Raw genomic sequence first — 20,503 nt, forward strand, 5'->3', positions numbered from 1 at the left:
TCTCGTGCACGTAACCGTCTATAGCACCCGCACTTATGACCGCCAGGCACTGGAGCACGCCCCAGGCTTTGGCGGCCACAGTTTCAATTTTTTGGAGGCTAGGCTGGAAGCCAGCACAGTGGCTACAGCCGCCGGAGCGGACGCCATATGCACGTTTGTCAACGACCAGTTAGATCGCACGGTGCTGCAAGGCCTGCATGACTTAGGTGTACGTCTGGTGGTACTGCGCTGTGCGGGCTTCAACCAGGTCGACCTGGTGGCTGCGCAGAAGTTGGGCATCGCCGTGGGGCGCGTGCCCGAGTATTCGCCCCACGCCGTGGCCGAGCACACGTTGGCCCTGTTGCTAACGCTGAACCGCAAAATCCACCGCGCCTACGCCCGTGTGCGCGAAGGCAACTTCGCGCTGGATGGTCTGATGGGTTTTGATGTGCACAGGCGCACCGTGGGCGTGGTCGGTACCGGTCGTATTGGCGAAACCTTCTGCCATTTGATGACCGGCTTTGGTTGCACGCTGTTGGCGCATGACCCCGTGCCCAACCCGGCTTGCCTGGCGATGGGTGTGCAATATGTACCCCTGTCCGAGCTGTTGGCGCGTAGCGATGTGGTCAGCCTGCACTGCCCGCTGACACCCCACACCCACCACCTGATCAACGCCCCCGCCTTTGCGGCCATGAAACGCGGCGCCATGCTACTCAACACCAGCCGTGGTGCGGTGGTCGATACCCGAGCCGCCATTGCCGCCCTCAAGTCTGGCCAGCTGGGTAGCCTGGGGCTGGACGTGTACGAGGAAGAGGGCGGTCTATTCTTCCGCGACCTGTCTGGCGCGGGCATTCAAGACGATGTGTTTGCCCGCCTGCTGACGTTTCCCAATGTCGTGGTGACCGGGCACCAGGGGTTTTTCACCGAGGACGCGCTGGCCGCCATAGCCAGCGCCACACTGGACAATTTGGATGCCTTTGCGGCTACGGGCAAACCCAGACACCCTGTGGTGTTGGCTTAGCGCGAGGATGGTACCGGCCTCAGTCGGCTAGCACGCCGGCCACCAGCGCAATGCCCAAAGACCACAGATCCACACGGTCGGATGCGGCCTCGGCCTGCTGTTCGCGCAGCGTGCGTTGGCGGTCTCGCTCCAGCATGATCAATGCGTCGGCCAGGTCTGGCCGTTTGCCGCCGTCGGCAGATCCAACCGCCGGCGCTTTGCTGGCTTTGGCATAACCCTGCAGGGCTTGCTCCACGGCCTGCGGGTCCAGCAGCGAGAAGGCCGAACGGCAGTGCGGGCAGGCCGCGTCTTTGCGGATGTCCACCGGCGCACCGCAGCTGCTGCAGTGGATCACGGCAACGCGCCGGGCCAGGTCTTCGATCTCGGGGCGGGTCAGCTGGCGGACAAAACCTTTCTCTACCATGAACGACGAAAACGGGCTAAACCGCCCGTGGCCACTGCCGCACCGGTAGGTGATGTAGCGCCCGCTGCGTACCAGGTCAAAGCCCTGCGTCAGCGCGCCGCGGCAACGTGGACAATCCAGATGGTTAGCCAGCGGCTGGTGCGCCGCGCCACGCTGCTCGTGCAGCAGCTTGAACAGGTCCGCCACTGCGGCTGGCGACAGCTTCAGGTTCTCTTGCGGGTCAAACCACATGCCTTGGCACTGGAAGCACAGGTCTATCTCCACGGGATGGCCGTTGTTGCCGGGCAGCGCCTGAGTCTGCATGGATGCGCGGCACGAGGGGCAGGCAGTGGTGACATGTTGCATGGGCCGGTATCTTATCCCTTGATCGCACAGCAGCACTGGTTACACTGATCTGCATGCGACCCAGCAACGAACGACCGATTCGTCGCCAAATATTTTGGCTGGCAGCTTTGCTCGTGCTTGGGTCCGGCCTGCTGTTGGCTGCCAACCTGTATTACGAACGCAACCAAGCCGTGCAAACTGGTTTGCGCGCAACGGAATCACTCGCTTTGGTGTTGGCAGAACAAACCACACGTACGATTCAAACGGTAGACCAGCGCCTTCAGCTGGCAGCCAGTAGCTTGACCCAATTGAAAGCCAAGCAAACGCTGAATGAAGACTCCGCGCGTACATCGTTACGCCAACACCTGAAGGAAATGCCGTTTGTACGGGCGATATGGGTGCTCGACGCACAGGGTCGCATCCAGTACGACACGGATATTGGAAACATCGGCATCAGTCTCGCGGACCGCGCGTATTTTCAAATCTACAAGAGCCAACCGCAGACTGTTTTTTTCCTGGGTAAACCGATCCGCAGCCGATCTACCGGTACTTGGCTCATCAGCGCCGCCCGGCCCATGCTGTCCGAAAGCGGGCAATTCGAAGGCGTCATCGTCGCTGCGATAGAGCCACCCTATTTTGATGAACTGTGGCGCCAAGTAGAGCTGGGCGAGGGCGGCTCGGTGGCGCTTTTGCACCGCGACGGCGAACTGGTCATGCGCAGCCCATTCAACGATGCCGCCATGGGCAAGAGCTTTGCCAACAGCCCCTTGTTCAGAGAGCACTTGCCTAAGGCCGCGTCAGGACATTTCCTGGACCCAAGTCCCATCGATGGGCTGCACCGCCTCTTCGTATTCCGCACCTTGGCCGTGCAGACGGACTTTCTGATCATTGTCGGCACGTCACAGGACCGCCTGCTGGCGCCTTGGCGTCAATACGTGGTGATGTCTACTTGCATTTGGCTGGCTGCGTCCACCCTCATAGCACTCTTGTGCTGGACCCTGGCAAAGAGTTGGCTGAAACAAGATCGGGCGCGCGCCGACGTCGAACACATGGCGCGGCGGCTGAGTATGGGTACGGATGCGGCAGGCGTCGCGGTGTGGGATTGGGACATCACAACAGACGTTTGGTACACGACGCCGACCTACTTTACGATGCTGGGATACGAGCCTGAAGAAGGGCTCGGCAATCGCCAGCAATGGCTGGAACGGCTGCACCCCGAAGACCGTGACGCGGTGACAGCCAAAATCCAAGACGTTCTTGCCGGCCACGATACGCCTTACCAATACGAAGCGCGGCTTCGGCATGCCGACGGATCTTGGCGGTGGATGAGTGTTGTCGGGCGTGTGCTGGAGCGCGGACCCGATGGCAGAGCCACGCGCTTGTTGGGCGTGCGCACAGACATCACGCAAGCACGGCTGGCGAGCGAGCAATTGCGTCTGAGTGAAGAAAACCTGGCGATCACGCTGCAGTCTATTGGTGATGGGGTTATCGCCACGGACCGATCGGGCCGCATCACACAAATGAACGCCATGGCTGAGCGCTTAACGGGCTGGACGTTTGACGAAGCGCGGGGTCGGCCTCTGGCAGAGGTTTTTCATATTGTCAGCGCGCAGACCCGGCTACCAGCCCCCAACCCTGTTGAAATGGTGATGCAGCACGGCCGTGTCGTTGGGCTCGCCAACCACACCGCACTGATTGCACGTGACGGGCGCGAGTACCAGATTTCAGATAGCGGCGCGCCTATCCGTGATGCCCAGCAAGCGATTGTCGGTGTCGTTCTTGTTTTCAGTGATGTCACGGAGCAGTACCGCGTACGCCAGGCGCTGGCCGAGAGCGAAGAACGTTTTCGCACGATGATTGAATGGACACCAGGCCCTATTGCCGTACACGTGCGCGGCGTCATCGTCTACGCCAACCCCGCTGCGCTGCGCCTTTTTGGCGCCCAAGCCCCGCACGAGTTGGTAGGCCAGCCCATTCTCGACCGCGTGCATCCCGACTTCCGGGATGTGGTGATGCAGCGCACCCAGGCGGTAGCGCAGACCGGAATTGCGGCGCCGATGTTGGAGGAAGTGTTTTTGCGTCTCGACGGTTCGCCGCTGTATCTCGAGGTTCAAGGAATTCGCATCATGTACAACGGCGAGCCTGCCGTACAAGTTTCCATGCATGACACCAGCGCCAGGGTGCAGGCGGAGCAGGCATTGCGGCATACCAAAGAGACCTTGCGCCAAGCAGCCTTGCACACGCAGACCATCCTCGACAATTTGATGGATGGCGTCATTACCATCAATCCCCGAGGGGTAGTGGAGTCCGTCAACGTGGCGGCCGGTGTGGCGTTTGGCTATACGGCGAGCGAGATCATTGGGCGCAACATCTCCATGTTGATGCCCGAGCACCACCAACTGCGCCATGACGATTATTTGAACCACCATGCCCGAACGGGCGAACGAAGGGCCATAGGCAAGACACTGGAGCTGGAAGGGCGTCGCAAGGGCGGTGAGCTGTTTCCGATGAGTCTGCAGGTGTCTGAAATATCGGTCGGCGGAAAAACGACCTACGTTGGTGTGGTCCGCGACATTACACAACACCGGCAGGATGTGGAAGAAATCCGCAGATTGGCCTTCTTTGACGCGTTGACCGAGCTGCCCAACCGGAGACTGCTTACGGATCGGTTGCGCCAGGCAGTCTTGAGCGCAACCCGCACTGGGCAGCACGGCGCTTTGATGTTTTTGGATCTGGATCACTTCAAGCAATTGAATGACACCCGCGGTCACGACGTGGGTGACCTGCTGCTGCAACAGGTTGCGCACCGTTTGCAGGGGTGTGTGCGCGAGGGAGACTCTGTGGCGCGGCTGGGTGGCGATGAATTTGTTGTGCTGTTGGAGTCGTTGAGCCAGCACGAACCCGAGGCCGCAACGCAAGCCGAGCAAATTGCCAACAAGATTTTGGATGCGCTGGGGCAGCCCTATGTATTGCGCGATGCAAATTACGAGAGCACGCCGAGCATTGGCATCGTGGTGTTTTCGAAAGAGCACGAAAGCATCGAGGAACTGCTCAAAAAGGCCGATGTGGCCATGTACCAGGCCAAATCCGCCGGACGCAACACCGCCCGATTTTTTGATCCGACCATGCAGGCGGCTGCCACGGCGTATGCCGAGTTGGCGGCCGATCTGCGGCGCGGCTTGGCAGACCGTGAGTTCGTTCTGCATTATCAAATTCAAGTCGACAGGGCCGGACAAACGATTGGTGCCGAAGCCCTGGTCCGCTGGGCGCACCCCACGCGGGGACTGGTGTCGCCCGCGCACTTTATTGCACTGGCTGAAGAAACTGCATTGATTTTGCCCTTGGGGCAATGGGTATTGCGTACTGCGTGCCATCAACTCAAGCAATGGGCGGCACACGATGCCTCCCGGACGTGGGCTATGGCGGTCAACGTCAGTGCCTCCCAATTCGCGCAAGCTGACTTTGTTGCCAACGTCGCTGCTGCGTTATCAGAGTCCGGCGCGGCCCCGCACTTGTTAAAGCTGGAGTTGACAGAGAGCATGTTGGTAGACGACGTCATTGACGTTATCGCCAAGATGAACCAGATCAAAGCCATGGGTGTGGGTTTCTCGCTGGATGACTTTGGCACCGGCTACTCGTCACTGTCATACCTGAAGCGCCTCCCACTGGACCAATTGAAAATCGACCAGTCCTTCGTGCGGGACATATTGAACGATGCCAGCGACGCTGTCATAGCGCGCACCATCATTGCATTAGGCCGCAGCCTGGGGCTTAAGGTCATCGCGGAGGGCGTCGAGACAGCAGACCAGCGAGATGTCCTGATTGAAATGGGGTGCGAGGCTTTCCAGGGTTACTATTTTGGGCACCCTGTCTTGGCCACGCAGCTTGTTTTAGGTGGGCCGGGCCCACGTTGAACCCTGGGTCTGCGCCGCCTTCCATGCATCAAAGCCGCCGCGCAATGGGTAGGCGTTGCGGTAGCCCTGCTTCTGCAGGCTTTGCGCGGCCTGCACGGCGCCTGCATCCTGCGGGCAGGCGCAGATGGTCACGATAGGGTAGTTCTTGTCGACACCGGACAAGGACAGCGCCAGCGCCTTGTATTCGGTCAAGTGGGCATTGGGGATGTAACCGGCTTCTGCGGCCAGACCTTGGGTGCGCAGGTCGATGATGTGTGGTGGGTGCTGGCTGGCAACTGCCCGCAGAAACTCGTCCAGATCAATGTGGCGCATGGACGCCAGGCGGTCGAATTGCAGCTTGCGCCAGTATTTCCAGCCGATGATGGCAGCCACCACAGCGCCCCCAATCACAGCCAGATGGATGCCGTGCGCAGCCGTCCATGCCAGCAGACCTTCAATCTGCGCCTGGAAGGCGTAGCCTGCCACCAACGCCAGCCCAGCCCACAAGCCCGCGCCGACGGCCGATGCCATGAAGAAAGACGACGGCGCCATGCCCAGCGCTCCGGCAACCGGTGGCGCCACAGTGGCAAAACCGGGTATGAATTTGCCAAACACCAGCGACCATACCCCCCATTTGGTAAAGCGTGCCTCGGTCTGGTTGACGCAGGAACTGGGGTTGATCGACATTCGGCACAGCAGCGACAGCACGCTGTAACCAAAGCGTCGGCCCAACTGGTACCAGACCCAGTCCGCCAGCAGCGACGCGACTACCGCCGCCAATAACATCGTGGACAACGCCGCCATGCCTGCAGACTGGCTGCCGGCCAGCACCATGGTGGGCACCGACGGCACGGGCAAGCCCAACTGCTGCAGCAAGACGTTGACAAAGACCAGCAGTCGGCTGTCCTGCTGCAGAAGTTGGGTAATCCAGCTACTGTCCATGCGTGTTTTTCAGAAAGGGCATGGACCGAGTATCACACTGCCAAGGTCTGCGCCGTGAAAGCGCAGGCGGTGTCAGTTCTCCAGCGTGATCTGTTGGTGCTCTATGTATTGCTTGTATTCGCTCAGCGGAATGGCGGTGACGCCAGCGGCGCCGTTCTCTTCGCGCCAGCTCAGTGTGGCGCTGTCGGGCGCCAGTTCTATCTCGGCGGGGCCCTGAGGAATCTCGATGGGAACGCCGTCGCCGGCGCGGTAGGTAACGTTGTCGTGGATCGTGGCGTGCTGGGTCATCGTCGTGCTCCTTGGGGTGCTTGGTGGTTAAGGGGCGCACTGCGGCGCGACAGAATTTGATTACATTCCCGCCGCACCCCAAAGTCTGTGGGACGCCGCACCGTTAGAGGTCGAATTGGGCTGTAGCCCTCGTGCATAGCGCGTAAGCCGCTACCAAAAACATAGCGGTTTTATGGCGGCTAGCGGCTCAAGGGCATTTGACTGCGCTGAGCGTGGCCACCGCCGCCTCAATTTCCGCCGGCTGCAGCGCCGCAAAGCCCAGCAGCCATCCGTCGTCAGCCGCTTCGGGCTGGCTGTAGAAGACCATGAGCCCACAAGCCGCTGCCGCATCCCAAGTCCTTGACTTTGCCCCTGCCAGCCCAGCCCAGACCGCCGACTACATGCGGCACAAGCTCAGCTTCCATGCCGACGCCTGGGATGTGGCCGAAGACCTGCGCAACGGCGTTGACACGCTGGTCGTCGTCGACACCCGCTCGCCCGAGCTATACGCCAAAGGCCATGTGCCCGGCGCGATCAACTTCCCGCACCGGCTGATGGACGCGCAAAGCAACGCCAAGCTGGACCGCAGCAAGGTATACGTGACCTACTGCGATGGCATTGGCTGCAACGGCTCTACCAAGGGCGCCTACAAGCTGGCCGCGCTGGGCCTGACCGTCAAGGAAATGCTGGGCGGACTGGACTTCTGGTTGCGCGATGGCCAACCGGTCGCCACAGGCAGCGCCCCCAGTGCGATGCCTGTGGACGCCCCCGCCATCGAGTGCGCCTGCTAGAAGCTGCCATCGCGCCGCCAACCCTGCAGCACGTGCGGGCGGCGGTGCCGGCTTATGCCGAAGCGCTGGCGCCGCTGTGCGCAGCCCATGCTGCGTATGAGCGCATGCCCTACAGCGCAGCAGGCCATGCGGACCGCTTGCGCGCCGCGCTGGCGAGCGGCCGACTGCATGCGTGGTTGTTGCTAGAGCAGGGCGGTGGTGGGGCTGCCGTCGGTTACGCGAGCGTCACGCTGGATTTTGCGACGCTAAGCGGCCATCGTTTTGCACACCTGGATTGTTTGTACCTGGCTGCGGCGGTCCGCAGCCAGGGTGGAGGCCAGCTGCTGGTGCAGGCCGTAAAAGCCTTTGCCCATACGCAGGGCTGCAGCACGCTGCAATGGCAAACGCCGGATTGGAATGCAGGTGCCATCCGTTTCTATGCGCGTCTTGGGGGCTACGGCATCGACCAAGCAGCGGTATGCGCTTGTGCTGTAGGGTTGAGTGCCAAACTGGCCGCTAGCCCTCGTGGGATGTGCGTAAGGCGCTACTAAAAGCGTAGCGTTTTCTCAAGCCAAGCGCGACATCTAGAGTTTCAGCCTCGGCTGGTCATGCTGGATTTGCCGGACCGTTGCATCTTCCATCGCTCTGGCGCCTCCCGTCGTGCGGGCGGCATGGTCTTGCAGCGGGTATCTACAGCTTGATTTCGACCCCAAAATTCAGGCTGCTGCGCCCACTGCGCAAGCTGCTGGTGGAATAGCCATCGCTGGTTTGCGTCAGCGATTCGCCGTCCACGGGTGCCAGATTGTTCACCGACACGCGCGCCGACAGTTTGGGGCTCATGACGAACTGGGCAAACAGGTCCACGCTGCGGCTGCGCGATGTGTCCAGCGTTTGCGACAGGGTTTGCCGTGTGGTGTAGCCCGGCGTAAACGCCAGGCTGCCACCCAGGACCACGGGCATGCCGCCCATCGCAGTCATGCGGTAGTCAAAACCAAAGTTGCCCGACCAGGGTTGTTGGCCGTCCAGCCGGTTATCGGGGCCGGGCAGGGCGTCCACACTGGATTGGTAGAAGTTGACCGAGGCGCGCAGGTTCAGCGGCAGCTTGGCATCAAACAGGTCGGGCAGCAACTCGCCGCCGCGGCCTTTGACTTCAAACTCCAAGCCCCGGGTCGTGGCCTTAGAGAAGTTGAGGGGCTGCGACACCCAGCGCGGTGCAGTGGACCAGCCCACGCTTTGCAAACCGGTCACATTGCGGATCAGGTCATCGACCTTGCGGTAGAACACGCCCACGCTGATCAGGCCGCCAGCGGGCAGGTATTTCTCGAACGCAATATCCAGCCCGGTGGCCAGCTCGGGCAGCAAGGCGGGGTTGCCGGTGCGGTCGGGCGACTGCTCGGTATTGGTCTTGCTGGTGTCGGAGAACTGGCTGCTGATCGAGGGGCGTGCCATCAGGGCCGACAAATCAGGCGCCTTGTAGCTTCGGGTAATGCTGGCGCGGATCAGGTCGCGGCCCGTTGGTGTAAGTTTGTAGTTCAGGTGCACCATCGGGGTCAGCACATCGCTGGTGTTGCGCAAGGTGGCGGCAATGCCATCGCTTTGGCTGACTATTTGCTCCGAGCGCACGCCCAGGTAGGTAGACCACTGGGGGTTGATCTCCCACTCGTCTTGCACGAACAGGGCCCGCCGGGCAATGCGGGCTGCGAAGGGCTGGCCCTCAAATTCTGAAACCAAGGGAACGCCCTTCTCGGTGACGGCGCGCGTCTCTTCGCGTTGGCGCCATTCCAGGTCCCATCCGGCGGTGAGGTTGTGTTCGGTATTGAGCAGGCGGCTGTAGTTGCCCGCCTGCGTGACGCTCTGGTCTGCAGTGTCTGCAACCGTGCGCCGCTGGGGTGCACCCAGGCGCACGGTCTGGCCGTCAAACGACCCTTTGGAGTGGGATACGCCAGCCTTCAGCTCCAGCCGCTCACTGGTGCTGAAGTGGTTGACCCACTGCAGATTGCTGCGCACATTTTGCCAGCCGCCGCGGAATTCGCCGTCGTCTTCCAGCGCCGGGGTGCCCGCAAACACCTGGCTCTGGTAGGTGTTCTGGTTGTTCCAGATGCCCTTTTGCAGAAAACTCTGCCAGGTAAGGGTTTCGTCATCGCTGATACGCCAGTGCAGTCGGGGTCCTATGTTGATGCCATGGCCAAACACCAGAGTTTCGCCCTGTTGCCGCACGAGCGATGCCTGGCCATCCAGCCCCGGGGCGTTGCGCCAGGCAATGCTGTCGTTGCGGTTGCGCCATTGAAACAGCGAGACGGGCAGCGACAGCGAAAACCCGTCCCACTTCTCACCCAGCGTGAAGCTGCCCGACACAGTGGGCCGGTCTACGCTGTAGCCCCCACCCACCCGCAGATCGCGCTGCGACACCTTGGGCGCGTCCTTCAGAATGATGTTGATGGCACCGGCCACTGCCTGTGCGCTCTGGTTGGCCGTGGGGCCCTTGGTCACCTCAATGCGCTCCACCTGCGCCGGGTCCAGTTGGTCCAGTGCAAACCCCGGTGGGGCCGGGTCGCCGTTGAGCAGAATCAGCGTGTAGCCCGACCCCAGGCCCCGCATGCGCGGCGCATTGCCCTGCATGGTGATGCCGGGCAGGCGTTTAAGCACATCGGCCACGTTGGTGTCGCCGTATTTGTCCAACTCCTCGCGGCCGTAAATCTGTTTGGCGACTTGCGAGCGGCGTCGCAGGTCGTTGTCGCTGGCCGGCTTGCCCAGAATCTCCACGCGCTCCAGCTTGCCGCCCGGTGGGCGGCCTCCCGGCTCAACGGCACCGCCGGGAATCTCTTGTGCCCAGGCAGACGCCAGGGCGAGGCTGAGCAGGGTCATGGTGCACGCACAGGTGCTGAAATGTGGCTTCAAAAGTGAACTCCAGATTGGGAATGGTTGCGGGGCTCAAGAGAGCCGATGGGCGTGATTGTGAATGCGCTTTATTGCAATTTCTGCGTCGCACGCACAATCGTCATCGCGTAGATGGTTTTTAACTGGTTTGCATCACGGAGCAGTTGCGCCCTTTGGCCTTGGCCGCATACATTGCGTTGTCGGCGCGGCGCAGCATGTCTTCGCGGTTCTGGTCGGATGCCAGCCAGCCCGACACGCCAAAGCTTGCGCTCAGCGCAATCGCCTCGCCACCCGGGCTGGTGAGCGCCATCCCCGCAACGGCCTCGCGCAGGCGCTCGGCCATGGTCATGCCATCGGTCTGCACGTTGGCCTCTGGCATCAAAATCAAAAACTCTTCACCACCGCAGCGACTGACCTGATCGGTCTCGCGTGCGCTGGCTTGCAGGGCCTGAGCTACGGCGATCAGCGCCGTATCTCCCATGGCGTGGCCATACTGGTCGTTGATGCGCTTGAAGTGGTCCACATCAACCGCTATCACTACCATGGGCTTGCCGTAGCGCACCGAACGGTCCCACTCCAATTGCAGCCGCTGCTCCATGGCGCGGCGGTTAGGCAGACCGGTGACGGCATCGTGGCTGGCCTGGCGGCGCAGGTCTTGCTGCGCGCGAAAGCTCACCAGAAACATGAATAGAAAATTGAACGCTGCCGCACTCACCAAAGTCACCATCCAAGTGGCCGCTGACGCCGTGCCCGACCCTGCGAGGTCTAGCCCGCTTCGCGATATGCCGCGGGATAGGAAATACCCATTCAGGCACACCAAAGCCAGCGCCGGGAAAGCGGCCACCGCCGATACCGGCCAGCCAAATTCTCGGATGAAGGGTTTGGCACATTGCACAAAAATAGCGATGAGCACAACGATGTTGAAGAAGCCCATGACGGCCAATCGGTGGTCCGTGTTGTACGGCCCGACCCACCCAAAGCACACGGCGGCCGCGGCTGCAATGGCGAGCAAGACTCTGTCTGGGGGACGCAGTTTTAAAAACAGCACCACACCCCGGCCCGCCAAGATCAGGCTCAGCAGCGTGGTCGCGCTAGACCCTGTGTGTGTGAGCCAAACCGGACCGTCTGGCCGCCAGCCCAGCAGTGCGGCCGCAGCAGCGGTGGCCAGTGCGTAACCCGTCCACTGAGCAATGGCTGGGCGTGCGTCCTTGACTGCAAAGCCGATCAGGGCCCACAGCAGGGCATACAGGGCGAGTTGAAGGCTGACGAGCATCGGCATATTTGCTATCGTACCGCTTGCGCTCTAACGCATCTACCCCCGCAATGCCACCAGGGTTAAGCCTGCCACACGCCAAATCCTGCGGAGCGCAGATCGATGCCGATATCGATCTCCTTGTCCACCGCGTCCTTGTAGCTCATGGGGTTGAAAGCCTCGTACAGATCGGGCAGCAGGCGCAGGCCGTAGTGCTGCACATAGCTGTTGGACTGGATGCCAGCCTTGTGCTTGTCGAAGCGCACGTCCGGGTCCAGGCCCGTCATGCCTACGTACACACAGGGCTTGCCATCGATGTAACCGGGGTTGTTTCTGCGAAAGCGCGGCTCCAGCAACACGTCTTTGGAGAGTTCGACCACATAGACGTGGTGGTGCTTACGGCGGGGCATGGCGAACGAGGGAGCTGGGCGTCAGCCCCGATCCAGATCGCGGATCAGGCTCGTCACCTTGGTGGTGATGATGTCCACCGCCGGCCCGTTGGCGCCGTGCGGCAAGATCACATCGGCATTGCGTTTGGTGGGCTCGATGAACTGCTTGTGCATGGGGCGCACCGTTTCCAGGTATTGGTTGATCACGCTTTCGGCGCTGCGCCCGCGCTCGGCCATGTCGCGTTGCAGGCGGCGGATGAAGCGCACATCGGCCGCGGTGTCGACAAAAATTTTGAGCGACATCATGGCGCGCAAGTCGGCGTCATACAGCGCAAACAGACCTTCGATGACGATCACCGGAGCGGGCTTGACGGTGATGGTCTTGCTGGAGCGGTTGTCTGCCGCAAAGTCGTACTCGGGCATTTCAATCGCCTGGCCATTGCACAGCGCCTGTACGTGCTGGAGCATCAAAGGCCAGTCAAACGCTGCAGGGTGGTCGTAATTCGTCTTGCGCCGGTCGGGCGGCGACATATGCGATTGGTCGAGGTAGTAGTCGTCTTGCATCACGACCGCAGCCATCTCCGGGCCGATGGAGGCCAGCACCTCGCGCGTGACGGTGGACTTGCCGCTACCGCTGCCGCCGGCGACACCGATCACGAAAGGCTTGTTGTTGGGTGGGGTCATGGGGGTGTCAGTGTCCAGGCTGGCAGAGGCCACGATTTTACAAGCCGGATGTTTTGCACGCAGATGTGGCGCATGCCCCGGTAGACTCGGCTCCAACAGCGCATCAACACCGTGAACACTCTAAAACCCGCACCACCCACGCCCCGCATGCTGTACCGCAGCCTATGGAACCTGGCGACGTTGGCCATCGGAATCGTGCTTTTGATTGTGGGCTCTTTTTATTACCAGGCGCCGGATTGGGACATCCCCATCAGCCTGATCATGGCCGGGTTTTCTTACCTGTCAGCGGCGTGGTCGCTGCAGGTCATTGTGTTTCGTGCCTGGAAACATTGGCCGTTGATGTTGTTTGCAACATGGTGGACCGTAGACGGGTGTTATGCGCTGTACTGGAGTTTTCAGAACCCCGCGGCGCTGGAGCTGATGCGCGACGTGAACTGGCCCGCTTCGCTAGCCTTGTATTGGATGTGTGGTTTGGTCTGGTCGGTAGATCGATGGAAAGACATTCGTCCACACTAGCCAGCGGCTATTGGCTGAAAGACGGTGCGCCAGAGCCCTTCAAGAATTGATGTGAATGTGAAAACTGTAGCCATTGCCCTGCTCAGCGTGGCCCTCACGGGCTGCGCTACCCAAAAGTTTGCGCCTGTGCCTGTATTGGTATCCGGCAAGACGGTTGTCTTTCAGGGCCTGATCTCTGCCAGTACGGCGGACGATTTCATTCGTGCCGTCGAGCAGCATGACGCCAACAGGGTGCTCATCGCGTCGGGCGGCGGCCACGTGGCGCCCGCCTTGCGCATGGCGCGCGTCATTCACTACCGCGGTATGGATGTCGAGGTCTTTGGACAATGCTTTTCTTCCTGCGCGAACTACATCTTTCCGGCGGGTAAGAACAAGTCCATCACCGCCCTCGGCCTTGTGGGCTGGCACGGCAACATGCAGCACCTACTGCACCTGCACCGCACCGGCCAGGCGCCAATAACCGGCGGCTGGCTGGAAGAAGTTACCACGCTGGCCGCGCAAGAGGCGGAGTTTTACAAAACCATTGGCGTGGACCCTTTCATCACCTGGTTTGGAAAACTGCCGCCCTACGACGTGCGCGACACCTACTTTTTGGCTCCGTCTGACATGGCCCGCTTCGGCATACGCGACGTGGCCGTACGCGCGGACTACGCCCAGACAGACCTGGCCCCGTACAACGCATCAGGCTTGGAGAAGGTCCGCTTTGTTCACGTCCAGTGGGAATCCTTGCGCCCGCCGGCGTCTGTGTCCCCCTGACGTTATTTTGAGAATGATGAACCCTTTGGTGAAAACCGCGCCTCTAGGTAAGAGTCATCCACTCTCCAATGCACTTTCACCATGTATTGCAGCACTTCAGTCTCGGTTCACCTACTGCGCGGCGGCGCCGCCATTGGTTTGATTTTTGCGGCCATTTACATGAGTCCCTATGGCATCGTATGGTCCGCCCTTGCGGGCATTGGGGCGGTTGTGCTGCTACGCGGTTGCCCCATGTGCTGGTTGATGGGATTGTTTGAGACCATGCAGCGCAGGCAGCGCTAGGTTGGTGGCGCAATGCGCCGCAATGCGCGCACCTTCTGCCACAGCACGGCCTTGGGCAAATGCATGGACATAACCTGCATGCAACGCTCCAGCCAACCCGCCCGGTTTTGCAAGCGTTCGATGGCCTTGCCCAAGTCGCGCGCGACCGAAGGGCCATAGGCCTGCTGCGCCTTCTCCAAAGCGGCGCGCAACGTGGGCAGCGGCAGGCCCATCATGGCAAGGTCAATGACATCGCGGCTGAACACGCCGTCATCGGCTTGGCGGTCTGAATTGGCCAGCAGTTTGGAGGTAGCCAGGTCCAGGCGGGTGAGGGTGCTTACCCCGCAGATGGTGTCGTTGTCGGCCGCATCCGTTTGCTCCAGCGTGATGCGCGCCTCGCGCACGATTTCGAACTTGATGGCTTGCCCGTCCATTTGCACCTGGGTGCGAATGCCGTATTGGTCTGCGCGGATTTCTCGCAGGGCCACAAGGGGCAAGGCGTTTGCGTGGGTGATGGCTGCCAGACCGTCGGGGCCGGTCAAAAGCTGCCGCAGTTCGCGGTAGCCCGCAGCGTCGGACACCAGGAAGTCGATATCCACCGACTCGCGGTATTCGCCATACATCAGCGCGATGCAGGTGCCGCCGCCAAACAGGCAGCCGTGCTGGAGCAGCATGGCACCGTCGAGGGCGCCCAGCACATGGGCTATGCGCTGGTGGTGGGGGCGTTCAAACTGCATGGTTTTCACCGGAGCCGCTGCTAGCACCGGGTGTCAAGGCCAACCTCAGCGCTTGCAACAGTGCATGCTCGTCGGAGGACATGGCTTGCAGGTCAATATGACGGGCGTTGCGCTCGTAAATGTCGAGCGCTTCTGTGGGCGTGAGCGTGTCGGTGCCATGCACTTGCCACGCGAGCGACCGCAACTGCGGGTAGTCGGCCAGCGGCACACGTGCTGGTATCCAGCCCGCGCGGTCTGTCTTCTGCGCCGTGGCCGCGGCATTGCCGTCAGACGCCAGGCCCGCACGCAGCGCCATGCCCAGCGCAGCCATCACGCTGCCCCAGGCGCCCATGGCAACTGATGGTTCGCCATTTTCGATGCGGTGCAGCGTGACCCGCGACACCGCTGCAGCTTCGGCAGTCACCGTGGCGCTCAGGCGCAAGGCCTTTCGCTGGCCGCGGATCTGCTCGCCTAGCGCTTGCAACTGGGCAGCAAGAGGGTCGCCGGGAATCGCTTCGTCTTGATCCATTATGTTTCTTATTATTTACAAAAATTGCTTTTTGTCAACTATGAGAAACACTTTATGATGGGGTCGAACCCTTAAAGAATTGATTCCAATGTGAAGACTGTAGCCATTGCCTTACTCAGCCTAGCCCTCACGGGCTGCGCAACTCAAAAATTTGCACCTGTGTTGGTCTCCGGCAAGACCGTTGTATTCCAGGGCCTGATATACGCCAGTGCGGTGGACGAATTTGTGCGTGCCGTCGAGCAGCATGGCGCCAACCGGGTGCTCATTGCATCCGGCGGCGGCCACGTGGCGCCCGCCTTGCGCATGGCGCAAGTCATATACGACCGCGGTATGGATGTAGAGGTCTTTGGCCAGTGCTTCTCGTCGTGTGCGAACTACATTTTCCCGGCAGGCAAGAACAAGTCCATCACCGGCCTGGGCCTGGTGGGCTGGCATGGCAACATGCAGCATCTGCTCTACCTGCACCGCACCGGCAAGGCACCCCTCACCGGCACTTGGCTGGAGGAAGTGACGACGCTCGCCGCGCGCGAGGCCGAGTTTTTTAAGACCATCGGTGTAGACCCCTTCGTCACCTGGTTTGGGAAGCTTGCGCCCTACAACGTGCGTGACACCTATTTTCTGGCTCCGCAGGACATGGACCGCTTCAGCCTGCACAACGTGGCGGTGCGCCCGGACTACGCGCAGACAGACCTGGCCCCGTACAACGCGTCCGGCGTAGAGAAAGTCCGCTTTGTTGAAGTGCAGTGGGAGTCGTTACGCGCACCGTTGTCAGAGTCACCAACACCATGATGTACAAGCAGATGATGGTAAAAACACCATTCATTGTTCGGGTCACGCGCCCACGGTTGCTTGCAGCTATGTTGGCATTGACTCTGGGCGGTTGCACCACCCTGCGCGGGGGAAAGCTGTGGGCACCCGAGACATTTGGCTTGGTCCGCGTGTCGCAAAACTTATACATCGAGGCTGGTGCAGATGCACCCACCCAGGCGACACTGCAAGACGCCATGCGCCGCGCCGAGGCGGCCATGCAGGCAGCGTATGGTGAGGTGTTGTCGCGCCCCGTAGTTCACGCCTGCCTGACTGAGCAATGCCTCTACCGATTTGGCGGTCAGGGTACCTTTGCCAAGGTTTATGGCAACCGCATTCTGCTGTCGAAGCGGGGTATGAACTGGCATTTCATTGCGCACGAATGGTCGCATGCAGAACTGAGCAAACGCCTTGGTCTTTCAGCCTGGCGGGGGATGCCACAGTGGTTTGATGAGGGCGTGGCGGTGGTGGTGAGCGAGGCGCCTGAGCATTCTGAGCAGCATTGGCAGTATCTGGATGCCCGCGGTATTGCCAAACCCGGCCGGGACGAACTGCTCACCTACAAGAAGCTGGCCCAGTGGCTAGCGGCGGGCGAACGCTTTCAGGACGGCAAGAATGCCGAGCGCCGCGCGCGCGGCGAGCCAGAAATTCACGCGCTGTATGCAGCGGCCGGCCATGAAGTGCGACCCTGGCTTGCGCAGGTGGGCACTGCTGGTTTGCTCGAGTTGATTGCCCAGTTGAACGCAGGGGAAGATTTTTCCGCGGTTTACGCCAAAAGATGAAGCCTTTGGCGCAAGAACGCTTCGGCCAATCTTCGAGATTGGCTTTTGCGTATTGCTCCTATTTATGTATCAAATGGGCCTCTAGCCCGCGTGGGACTCGCGTAAGCAGCTACTAAAAGCGTAGCAATCCCAAGGCAAACTAGACCAGCGCCAGAACTTGTGCCTTGAGTGCCGGCAAATCGTTTTGAATGGTTTGCCAGACTATCGCCAAGTCCACGTTGAAGTAGCCGTGAGCCAGCGCATTGCGCATTTCGTAAACGAAACCCCATGGAACTGTTGCGTGTTGTGCGGCAAAGTCGGGGTGATTCTTGGAGACGTTATTGCAGGCCTCGCCGATAACTTCCAGATTGCGAATCACCGCATCGCAAGTCCTGCGATCCGCCATGAATCCAGCTAGATCCATTCCCGCCGTGTATTCCTGGATATTGGCTATTGCTTCATGGATGTGCTGCAGGTAATCCGCTACTCGCAACGGGTGCGCACGACTCATACGGCGATGGCCTCACGCAGAACCTGATCGCGAAAGCTGGCGGGCAGGCTGTTGGGAGTGAGGACGTCTACTTCGATACCCAGCAACTTCTTCAGTTCAAACCGGATAGCGCCAATGTCCATCAGAGTGGTTTGCGCAGTGGGTTCAACCAGCAAGTCCAGGTCACTACCCTGGACATCATCGCCATGTAATGCGGAGCCAAAAACCCGCACGCCGCTAACGCGGTGGCTCAGCGCAATTTCCCGGATGCGGGTGCGGTGAAGGGACAGGGCATCGGAGGGGCGCATGGGTGGAGTTTAACGTTGCTGGGTTCCTTTGTGTCAAACAGGCCTCTAGCCCTCGTGGAATATGCGTGAGTAGCTACCAAAAGCGTAGCAGATCAAACCTTGTACCATGGCGAAAAGCAAGGGATAGTCCGCCATGGCCACCAACACCAACCAGAAGCTAGCCGTCCTGATCGACGCCGACAAGCAACCCCGCTTTTGATCCGCGCAACTATGGCGTTGCCACACTGGGGGAGCTGATACGCCAGCAGGCGACGTATCTGGAGGTGAAAGAAGTGAAGTCGGGGAAAGGGGATGCGGCGCAGACGCATTTGCATGTGCGGCGGAAGGCCGCTGGGGCCAAAGTCTAGGATCGCTGGAGAGAAATAGGCCGGCAGCCCTCGTGCAATATGCGCATGCAGCTACGAAAAACGTAGCAAATCAAGTAGTACAGGAAGTCAGTATCAACCCGCAGTGTGTGTGCGGCTGGTTGCCTTGGATTTGCTATACGGGACGACCAAGCCGAATGCATCTGCCATTTTTTGCGCTTGTTTGGCGGATTGCTCCAAAGCCTTTTGCAACGCCTTCGGCGTGGGCGTCAGACGATTTTGCCGAGTTTGTTTAGTTTTCGCCATGTTGTAGGTTCCATCACTGTGAGTTGGTCAGCGGACTTCGCCGCTATGGCCCGAGCATGGGGAGTGTTTGAATTATCGAACAATGTCCACTCGTCTGCCAACGGTACGTACAAGTCGAAAAAATTATGGAGGCTCCGCCCGAACCGTCGCCGCACAACGTCCGCAGGCACATCATGCCCACCCTGCGCCACGCGATGCTTGACTCGTCGAACGGCCAGTTGCGCATTGGACAAAGAGAAGTAAAAGATTGCGACGGCGTAGCCTTGCAGTTTGAGCGCGCTCAGAAACGCAGCAAATGTGCGGCTGGATAGCGTGGACTCAAAAGCGAAATCGGCCTTCGCTTCGCCCAACTGCCGCAAGCGCGTGAGCATGATGCGCCCAGCTTCAAACGCTACGGCATCCGTGTTGCGGCCCGACAACCCACGCGCGATGTAGTCGGCATTTACAAAGGTCTCAATGCCGAGCGCCGCCAGGATGGCGTCAGCGTGCGTTGATTTGCCAGCGCCGTTTGGGCCAGCAAATATCACAACGCGTGGGGCTGGTGTGGTTTGGCTTGGCATAGTCAGTCAAACTGACGGGTCTAGCCCGTAATACCCACAACTTGGCGCTTGGCGCCGTCCAATGTTTGGCCTTGTTCGGTCTTCCATTCAATCCACCCGTTTGCAGAGCGACCCAACACAGCAATGGCGGCCATGCTGGGGCTGGAAAACAGGTGGTCGCGGGTGAATTTGTAGTGACTACCGCTCAGTTGTAAAACGCCGTCAGTAACTAACTGCTGGCGAAATCGTTCTTGCGAAGTGCCTTTGATGGAGGCAACGATCTCAATTCGTGCAGTGGAATCTTTGTGAACTACAAACCCTTCCGAGGTGTATTCGCCCACGCCATAGGCCTCTGGACCCTTGCAATAGAACAGCTCGGGTGGCCTAAGCTCGACACCTAACCGCGCAGGGGTACCGGTTAGTGGTTCAAAAACGGGTTGGCCCAGTGTTGCCAGCAAAGTAGCGGCGGTTTCATGGATCTCGTGGCAGTCCGCCTCAAGCGGGGCGGGTGTGTGGGGTCGAGCGCCGGCGTTGCCGTTTTCCAGGTTGTAGCGCCCAGCCTTGGTAGCCTCGGCAATGGCAAACCATTCCAGAAACAGCGCGTGCGTCTGCGTCATGCTGTTGGTGAGCGATATGACCACCAGCGCCCGGTTCCAGAAGTCTTTGCTTTGGTTGTGTTGAACCAGCCGATTGCCCACGTTGCCAGACTGGCCGATGTACACCCGAGGCAATCCAGCCTCCGATAACTCGCCCATCAAAAAGTACACGCCAACCTGCTGAGCCTCCGGCATCTTGAGGAAGTCTGCCAATTGGCTGCGTGGCACTTCGATGACGCGGACGATGCGGGTTGTGATTTCGGCCACGCGCATGCCGCGCGGGTCACCAGCGGGGAGGAAGATTTGGATGGTTTGGGGGCGAGGCATCACAGTACAGCAGCAACAAGTATTTCAAGGCGCTTTAGCTCGGGAAGAATTTGCATGTAAATTAGATCTTGCTCGGTTTTTGGATCAATCGGTTGAGTAGCGCGACGAGAGTTGTGCGCATGCCCTCCACGAATCTCACCATAGGTATCCATTGTTTGAAGCCAAAGATTGTCCAGGTGCGTCCCGTTTAGGCCTACTGGTTTTAGTAGGGAGAGCACATTTTTGCTCTTCACCCCATTGTTACTTCGCACCTCTTTTCGTAACTCCTTGTCCATATGCGAAACTAGCGAGTCCACGAGTTGTGAACTGCAACCGGCGGTCTTCCATGCCAAAATATTTGCAGTAAAGCGCGACAGCGCATCTTCTATCAATAGTTCGATAAAGCGCTCAATCTCCGCGTGAGCGAGAAGCCTGAATGCACTCATGCGGTCATACTCCGCGTCGGTGTAAGTGCCCGTAGGATCTAAGGGCGGAACGAATCGAAA

Annotated in this window: 22 protein-coding genes; 8 read left to right on the plus strand and 14 right to left on the minus strand. The window is 60.1% G+C overall.

The features are described 5' to 3' along the window. Nucleotides 1-4: 4 nt before the first annotated feature. On the plus strand, nucleotides 5-1,000 hold the full coding sequence (locus AC097P_RS09965; RefSeq protein WP_479610237.1) for a 2-hydroxyacid dehydrogenase: 996 nt from the start codon (nucleotides 5-7) through the stop codon (nucleotides 998-1,000). 19 nt (nucleotides 1,001-1,019) lie between these two features. Here AC097P_RS09965 and AC097P_RS09970 read toward each other — a convergent pair whose 3' ends face one another. After that, nucleotides 1,020-1,748, minus strand: coding sequence for a zf-TFIIB domain-containing protein (locus AC097P_RS09970; RefSeq protein WP_479610238.1), 729 nt, complete (start codon nucleotides 1,746-1,748; stop codon nucleotides 1,020-1,022). Between the two features lie 53 nt (nucleotides 1,749-1,801). Between AC097P_RS09970 and AC097P_RS09975 the strand changes: the two genes are divergently transcribed. Next, the gene (locus tag AC097P_RS09975) at nucleotides 1,802-5,641 is read left to right on the plus strand and encodes a bifunctional diguanylate cyclase/phosphodiesterase (RefSeq protein WP_479610239.1); all 3,840 of its coding nucleotides are present in this window, start codon (nucleotides 1,802-1,804) and stop codon (nucleotides 5,639-5,641) included. On the opposite strand, the gene AC097P_RS09980 is transcribed toward AC097P_RS09975, so the two are convergent. Both AC097P_RS09980 and AC097P_RS09985 read right to left on the minus strand, forming a co-directional pair. After that, nucleotides 5,618-6,562, minus strand: a complete 945-nt coding sequence (locus tag AC097P_RS09980) for a VTT domain-containing protein (protein WP_479610240.1) — start codon at nucleotides 6,560-6,562, stop codon at nucleotides 5,618-5,620. The two genes, AC097P_RS09975 and AC097P_RS09980, sit on opposite strands and share 24 nt — an antisense overlap. Nucleotides 6,563-6,634: 72 nt before the next feature. Next, entirely contained in the window at nucleotides 6,635-6,850 is a 216-nt protein-coding gene (locus AC097P_RS09985) for a hypothetical protein (protein WP_479610241.1), read from the minus strand. Between the two features lie 305 nt (nucleotides 6,851-7,155). Here AC097P_RS09985 and AC097P_RS09990 point away from each other — a divergent pair, with 305 nt between their 5' ends. Both AC097P_RS09990 and AC097P_RS09995 read left to right on the plus strand, forming a co-directional pair. Continuing rightward, complete coding sequence (locus AC097P_RS09990) at nucleotides 7,156-7,620, plus strand: rhodanese-like domain-containing protein (RefSeq protein WP_479610242.1); 465 nt, start codon at nucleotides 7,156-7,158, stop codon at nucleotides 7,618-7,620. Further along, entirely contained in the window at nucleotides 7,608-8,150 is a 543-nt protein-coding gene (locus AC097P_RS09995; protein WP_479610243.1) for an N-acetyltransferase family protein, read from the plus strand. The genes AC097P_RS09990 and AC097P_RS09995 overlap by 13 nt, the downstream gene beginning before the upstream one ends. Nucleotides 8,151-8,289: 139 nt before the next feature. Here AC097P_RS09995 and AC097P_RS10000 read toward each other — a convergent pair whose 3' ends face one another. From AC097P_RS10000 to udk, 4 genes are all read right to left on the minus strand, one after another. Next, a complete protein-coding gene (locus tag AC097P_RS10000) occupies nucleotides 8,290-10,464 on the minus strand; it encodes a TonB-dependent receptor plug domain-containing protein (protein ID WP_479610244.1) in 2,175 nt (724 codons plus the stop codon). Between the two features lie 151 nt (nucleotides 10,465-10,615). Continuing rightward, nucleotides 10,616-11,749: a GGDEF domain-containing protein gene (locus AC097P_RS10005; protein ID WP_479610245.1), complete on the minus strand. Its 1,134-nt coding sequence runs from the start codon at nucleotides 11,747-11,749 to the stop codon at nucleotides 10,616-10,618. A gap of 62 nt (nucleotides 11,750-11,811) precedes the next feature. Then, nucleotides 11,812-12,138: a hypothetical protein gene (locus AC097P_RS10010; protein WP_479610246.1), complete on the minus strand. Its 327-nt coding sequence runs from the start codon at nucleotides 12,136-12,138 to the stop codon at nucleotides 11,812-11,814. Between the two features lie 21 nt (nucleotides 12,139-12,159). After that, nucleotides 12,160-12,819 carry a uridine kinase gene (gene udk, locus AC097P_RS10015; RefSeq protein WP_479610437.1) on the minus strand — a complete coding sequence of 220 codons (660 nt, stop codon included), beginning with the start codon at nucleotides 12,817-12,819 and terminating at the stop codon, nucleotides 12,160-12,162. A gap of 93 nt (nucleotides 12,820-12,912) precedes the next feature. Here udk and AC097P_RS10020 point away from each other — a divergent pair, with 93 nt between their 5' ends. Further along, a complete protein-coding gene (locus tag AC097P_RS10020; protein ID WP_479610247.1) occupies nucleotides 12,913-13,317 on the plus strand; it encodes a hypothetical protein in 405 nt (134 codons plus the stop codon). A 57-nt stretch (nucleotides 13,318-13,374) separates the two neighbouring features. After that, on the plus strand, nucleotides 13,375-14,073 hold the full coding sequence (locus tag AC097P_RS10025; RefSeq protein WP_479610248.1) for a hypothetical protein: 699 nt from the start codon (nucleotides 13,375-13,377) through the stop codon (nucleotides 14,071-14,073). Between the two features lie 278 nt (nucleotides 14,074-14,351). On the opposite strand, the gene AC097P_RS10030 is transcribed toward AC097P_RS10025, so the two are convergent. Together AC097P_RS10030 and AC097P_RS10035 are read right to left on the minus strand one after the other, a co-directional pair. Beyond that, nucleotides 14,352-15,071 (minus strand): nucleotidyl transferase AbiEii/AbiGii toxin family protein, encoded by a 720-nt coding sequence (locus tag AC097P_RS10030; RefSeq protein WP_479610249.1) that lies wholly within the window; start codon nucleotides 15,069-15,071, stop codon nucleotides 14,352-14,354. After that, nucleotides 15,061-15,579, minus strand: a complete 519-nt coding sequence (locus tag AC097P_RS10035) for a helix-turn-helix domain-containing protein (RefSeq protein WP_479610250.1) — start codon at nucleotides 15,577-15,579, stop codon at nucleotides 15,061-15,063. Before AC097P_RS10035 ends, AC097P_RS10030 begins: the two co-directional genes overlap by 11 nt. 90 nt (nucleotides 15,580-15,669) lie before the next feature. Between AC097P_RS10035 and AC097P_RS10040 the strand changes: the two genes are divergently transcribed. Both AC097P_RS10040 and AC097P_RS10045 read left to right on the plus strand, forming a co-directional pair. After that, complete coding sequence (locus AC097P_RS10040) at nucleotides 15,670-16,368, plus strand: hypothetical protein (RefSeq protein WP_479610251.1); 699 nt, start codon at nucleotides 15,670-15,672, stop codon at nucleotides 16,366-16,368. A 68-nt stretch (nucleotides 16,369-16,436) separates the two neighbouring features. Continuing rightward, nucleotides 16,437-17,168: a hypothetical protein gene (locus tag AC097P_RS10045; RefSeq protein ID WP_479610252.1), complete on the plus strand. Its 732-nt coding sequence runs from the start codon at nucleotides 16,437-16,439 to the stop codon at nucleotides 17,166-17,168. A 139-nt stretch (nucleotides 17,169-17,307) separates the two neighbouring features. Here the strand turns inward: AC097P_RS10045 and AC097P_RS10050 are convergent, their stop codons facing one another. From AC097P_RS10050 to AC097P_RS10070, 5 genes are all read right to left on the minus strand, one after another. Continuing rightward, nucleotides 17,308-17,658 (minus strand): HepT-like ribonuclease domain-containing protein, encoded by a 351-nt coding sequence (locus tag AC097P_RS10050; protein WP_479610253.1) that lies wholly within the window; start codon nucleotides 17,656-17,658, stop codon nucleotides 17,308-17,310. Then, nucleotides 17,655-17,945: a nucleotidyltransferase family protein gene (locus AC097P_RS10055; RefSeq protein WP_479610254.1), complete on the minus strand. Its 291-nt coding sequence runs from the start codon at nucleotides 17,943-17,945 to the stop codon at nucleotides 17,655-17,657. The genes AC097P_RS10050 and AC097P_RS10055 overlap by 4 nt, the downstream gene beginning before the upstream one ends. A 574-nt stretch (nucleotides 17,946-18,519) precedes the next feature. Further along, nucleotides 18,520-19,116 (minus strand): ATPase, encoded by a 597-nt coding sequence (locus AC097P_RS10060; RefSeq protein WP_479610255.1) that lies wholly within the window; start codon nucleotides 19,114-19,116, stop codon nucleotides 18,520-18,522. A gap of 20 nt (nucleotides 19,117-19,136) precedes the next feature. Next, nucleotides 19,137-20,018: a GIY-YIG nuclease family protein gene (locus AC097P_RS10065; RefSeq protein WP_479610256.1), complete on the minus strand. Its 882-nt coding sequence runs from the start codon at nucleotides 20,016-20,018 to the stop codon at nucleotides 19,137-19,139. After that, nucleotides 20,018-20,443, minus strand: coding sequence for a hypothetical protein (locus AC097P_RS10070; RefSeq protein ID WP_479610257.1), 426 nt, complete (start codon nucleotides 20,441-20,443; stop codon nucleotides 20,018-20,020). Before AC097P_RS10070 ends, AC097P_RS10065 begins: the two co-directional genes overlap by 1 nt. Nucleotides 20,444-20,503: the final 60 nt, after the last annotated feature.

The organism is Rhodoferax sp. ZS1R8 (genome assembly GCF_056521325.1).

What these genes read in the sequence shown, in the direction of transcription:
- AC097P_RS10070 (WP_479610257.1), bottom strand. Translation starts at nt 20,443, where the DNA reads ATGAGTGCATTCAGGCTTCTCGCTCACGCGGAGATTGAGCGCTTTATC.
- AC097P_RS10030 (WP_479610249.1), bottom strand. Translation starts at nt 15,071, where the DNA reads ATGCAGTTTGAACGCCCCCACCACCAGCGCATAGCCCATGTGCTGGGC.
- AC097P_RS09970 (WP_479610238.1), bottom strand. Translation starts at nt 1,748, where the DNA reads ATGCAACATGTCACCACTGCCTGCCCCTCGTGCCGCGCATCCATGCAG.
- AC097P_RS10045 (WP_479610252.1), top strand. Translation starts at nt 16,437, where the DNA reads ATGTTGGCATTGACTCTGGGCGGTTGCACCACCCTGCGCGGGGGAAAG.
- AC097P_RS09985 (WP_479610241.1), bottom strand. Translation starts at nt 6,850, where the DNA reads ATGACCCAGCACGCCACGATCCACGACAACGTTACCTACCGCGCCGGC.
- AC097P_RS09980 (WP_479610240.1), bottom strand. Translation starts at nt 6,562, where the DNA reads ATGGACAGTAGCTGGATTACCCAACTTCTGCAGCAGGACAGCCGACTG.
- AC097P_RS10005 (WP_479610245.1), bottom strand. Translation starts at nt 11,749, where the DNA reads ATGCTCGTCAGCCTTCAACTCGCCCTGTATGCCCTGCTGTGGGCCCTG.
- AC097P_RS10060 (WP_479610255.1), bottom strand. Translation starts at nt 19,116, where the DNA reads ATGCCAAGCCAAACCACACCAGCCCCACGCGTTGTGATATTTGCTGGC.
- AC097P_RS09990 (WP_479610242.1), top strand. Translation starts at nt 7,156, where the DNA reads ATGAGCCCACAAGCCGCTGCCGCATCCCAAGTCCTTGACTTTGCCCCT.
- AC097P_RS10035 (WP_479610250.1), bottom strand. Translation starts at nt 15,579, where the DNA reads ATGGATCAAGACGAAGCGATTCCCGGCGACCCTCTTGCTGCCCAGTTG.
- AC097P_RS10000 (WP_479610244.1), bottom strand. Translation starts at nt 10,464, where the DNA reads ATGACCCTGCTCAGCCTCGCCCTGGCGTCTGCCTGGGCACAAGAGATT.
- AC097P_RS10065 (WP_479610256.1), bottom strand. Translation starts at nt 20,018, where the DNA reads ATGCCTCGCCCCCAAACCATCCAAATCTTCCTCCCCGCTGGTGACCCG.
- AC097P_RS10010 (WP_479610246.1), bottom strand. Translation starts at nt 12,138, where the DNA reads ATGCCCCGCCGTAAGCACCACCACGTCTATGTGGTCGAACTCTCCAAA.
- AC097P_RS09975 (WP_479610239.1), top strand. Translation starts at nt 1,802, where the DNA reads ATGCGACCCAGCAACGAACGACCGATTCGTCGCCAAATATTTTGGCTG.
- AC097P_RS10050 (WP_479610253.1), bottom strand. Translation starts at nt 17,658, where the DNA reads ATGAGTCGTGCGCACCCGTTGCGAGTAGCGGATTACCTGCAGCACATC.
- AC097P_RS10055 (WP_479610254.1), bottom strand. Translation starts at nt 17,945, where the DNA reads ATGCGCCCCTCCGATGCCCTGTCCCTTCACCGCACCCGCATCCGGGAA.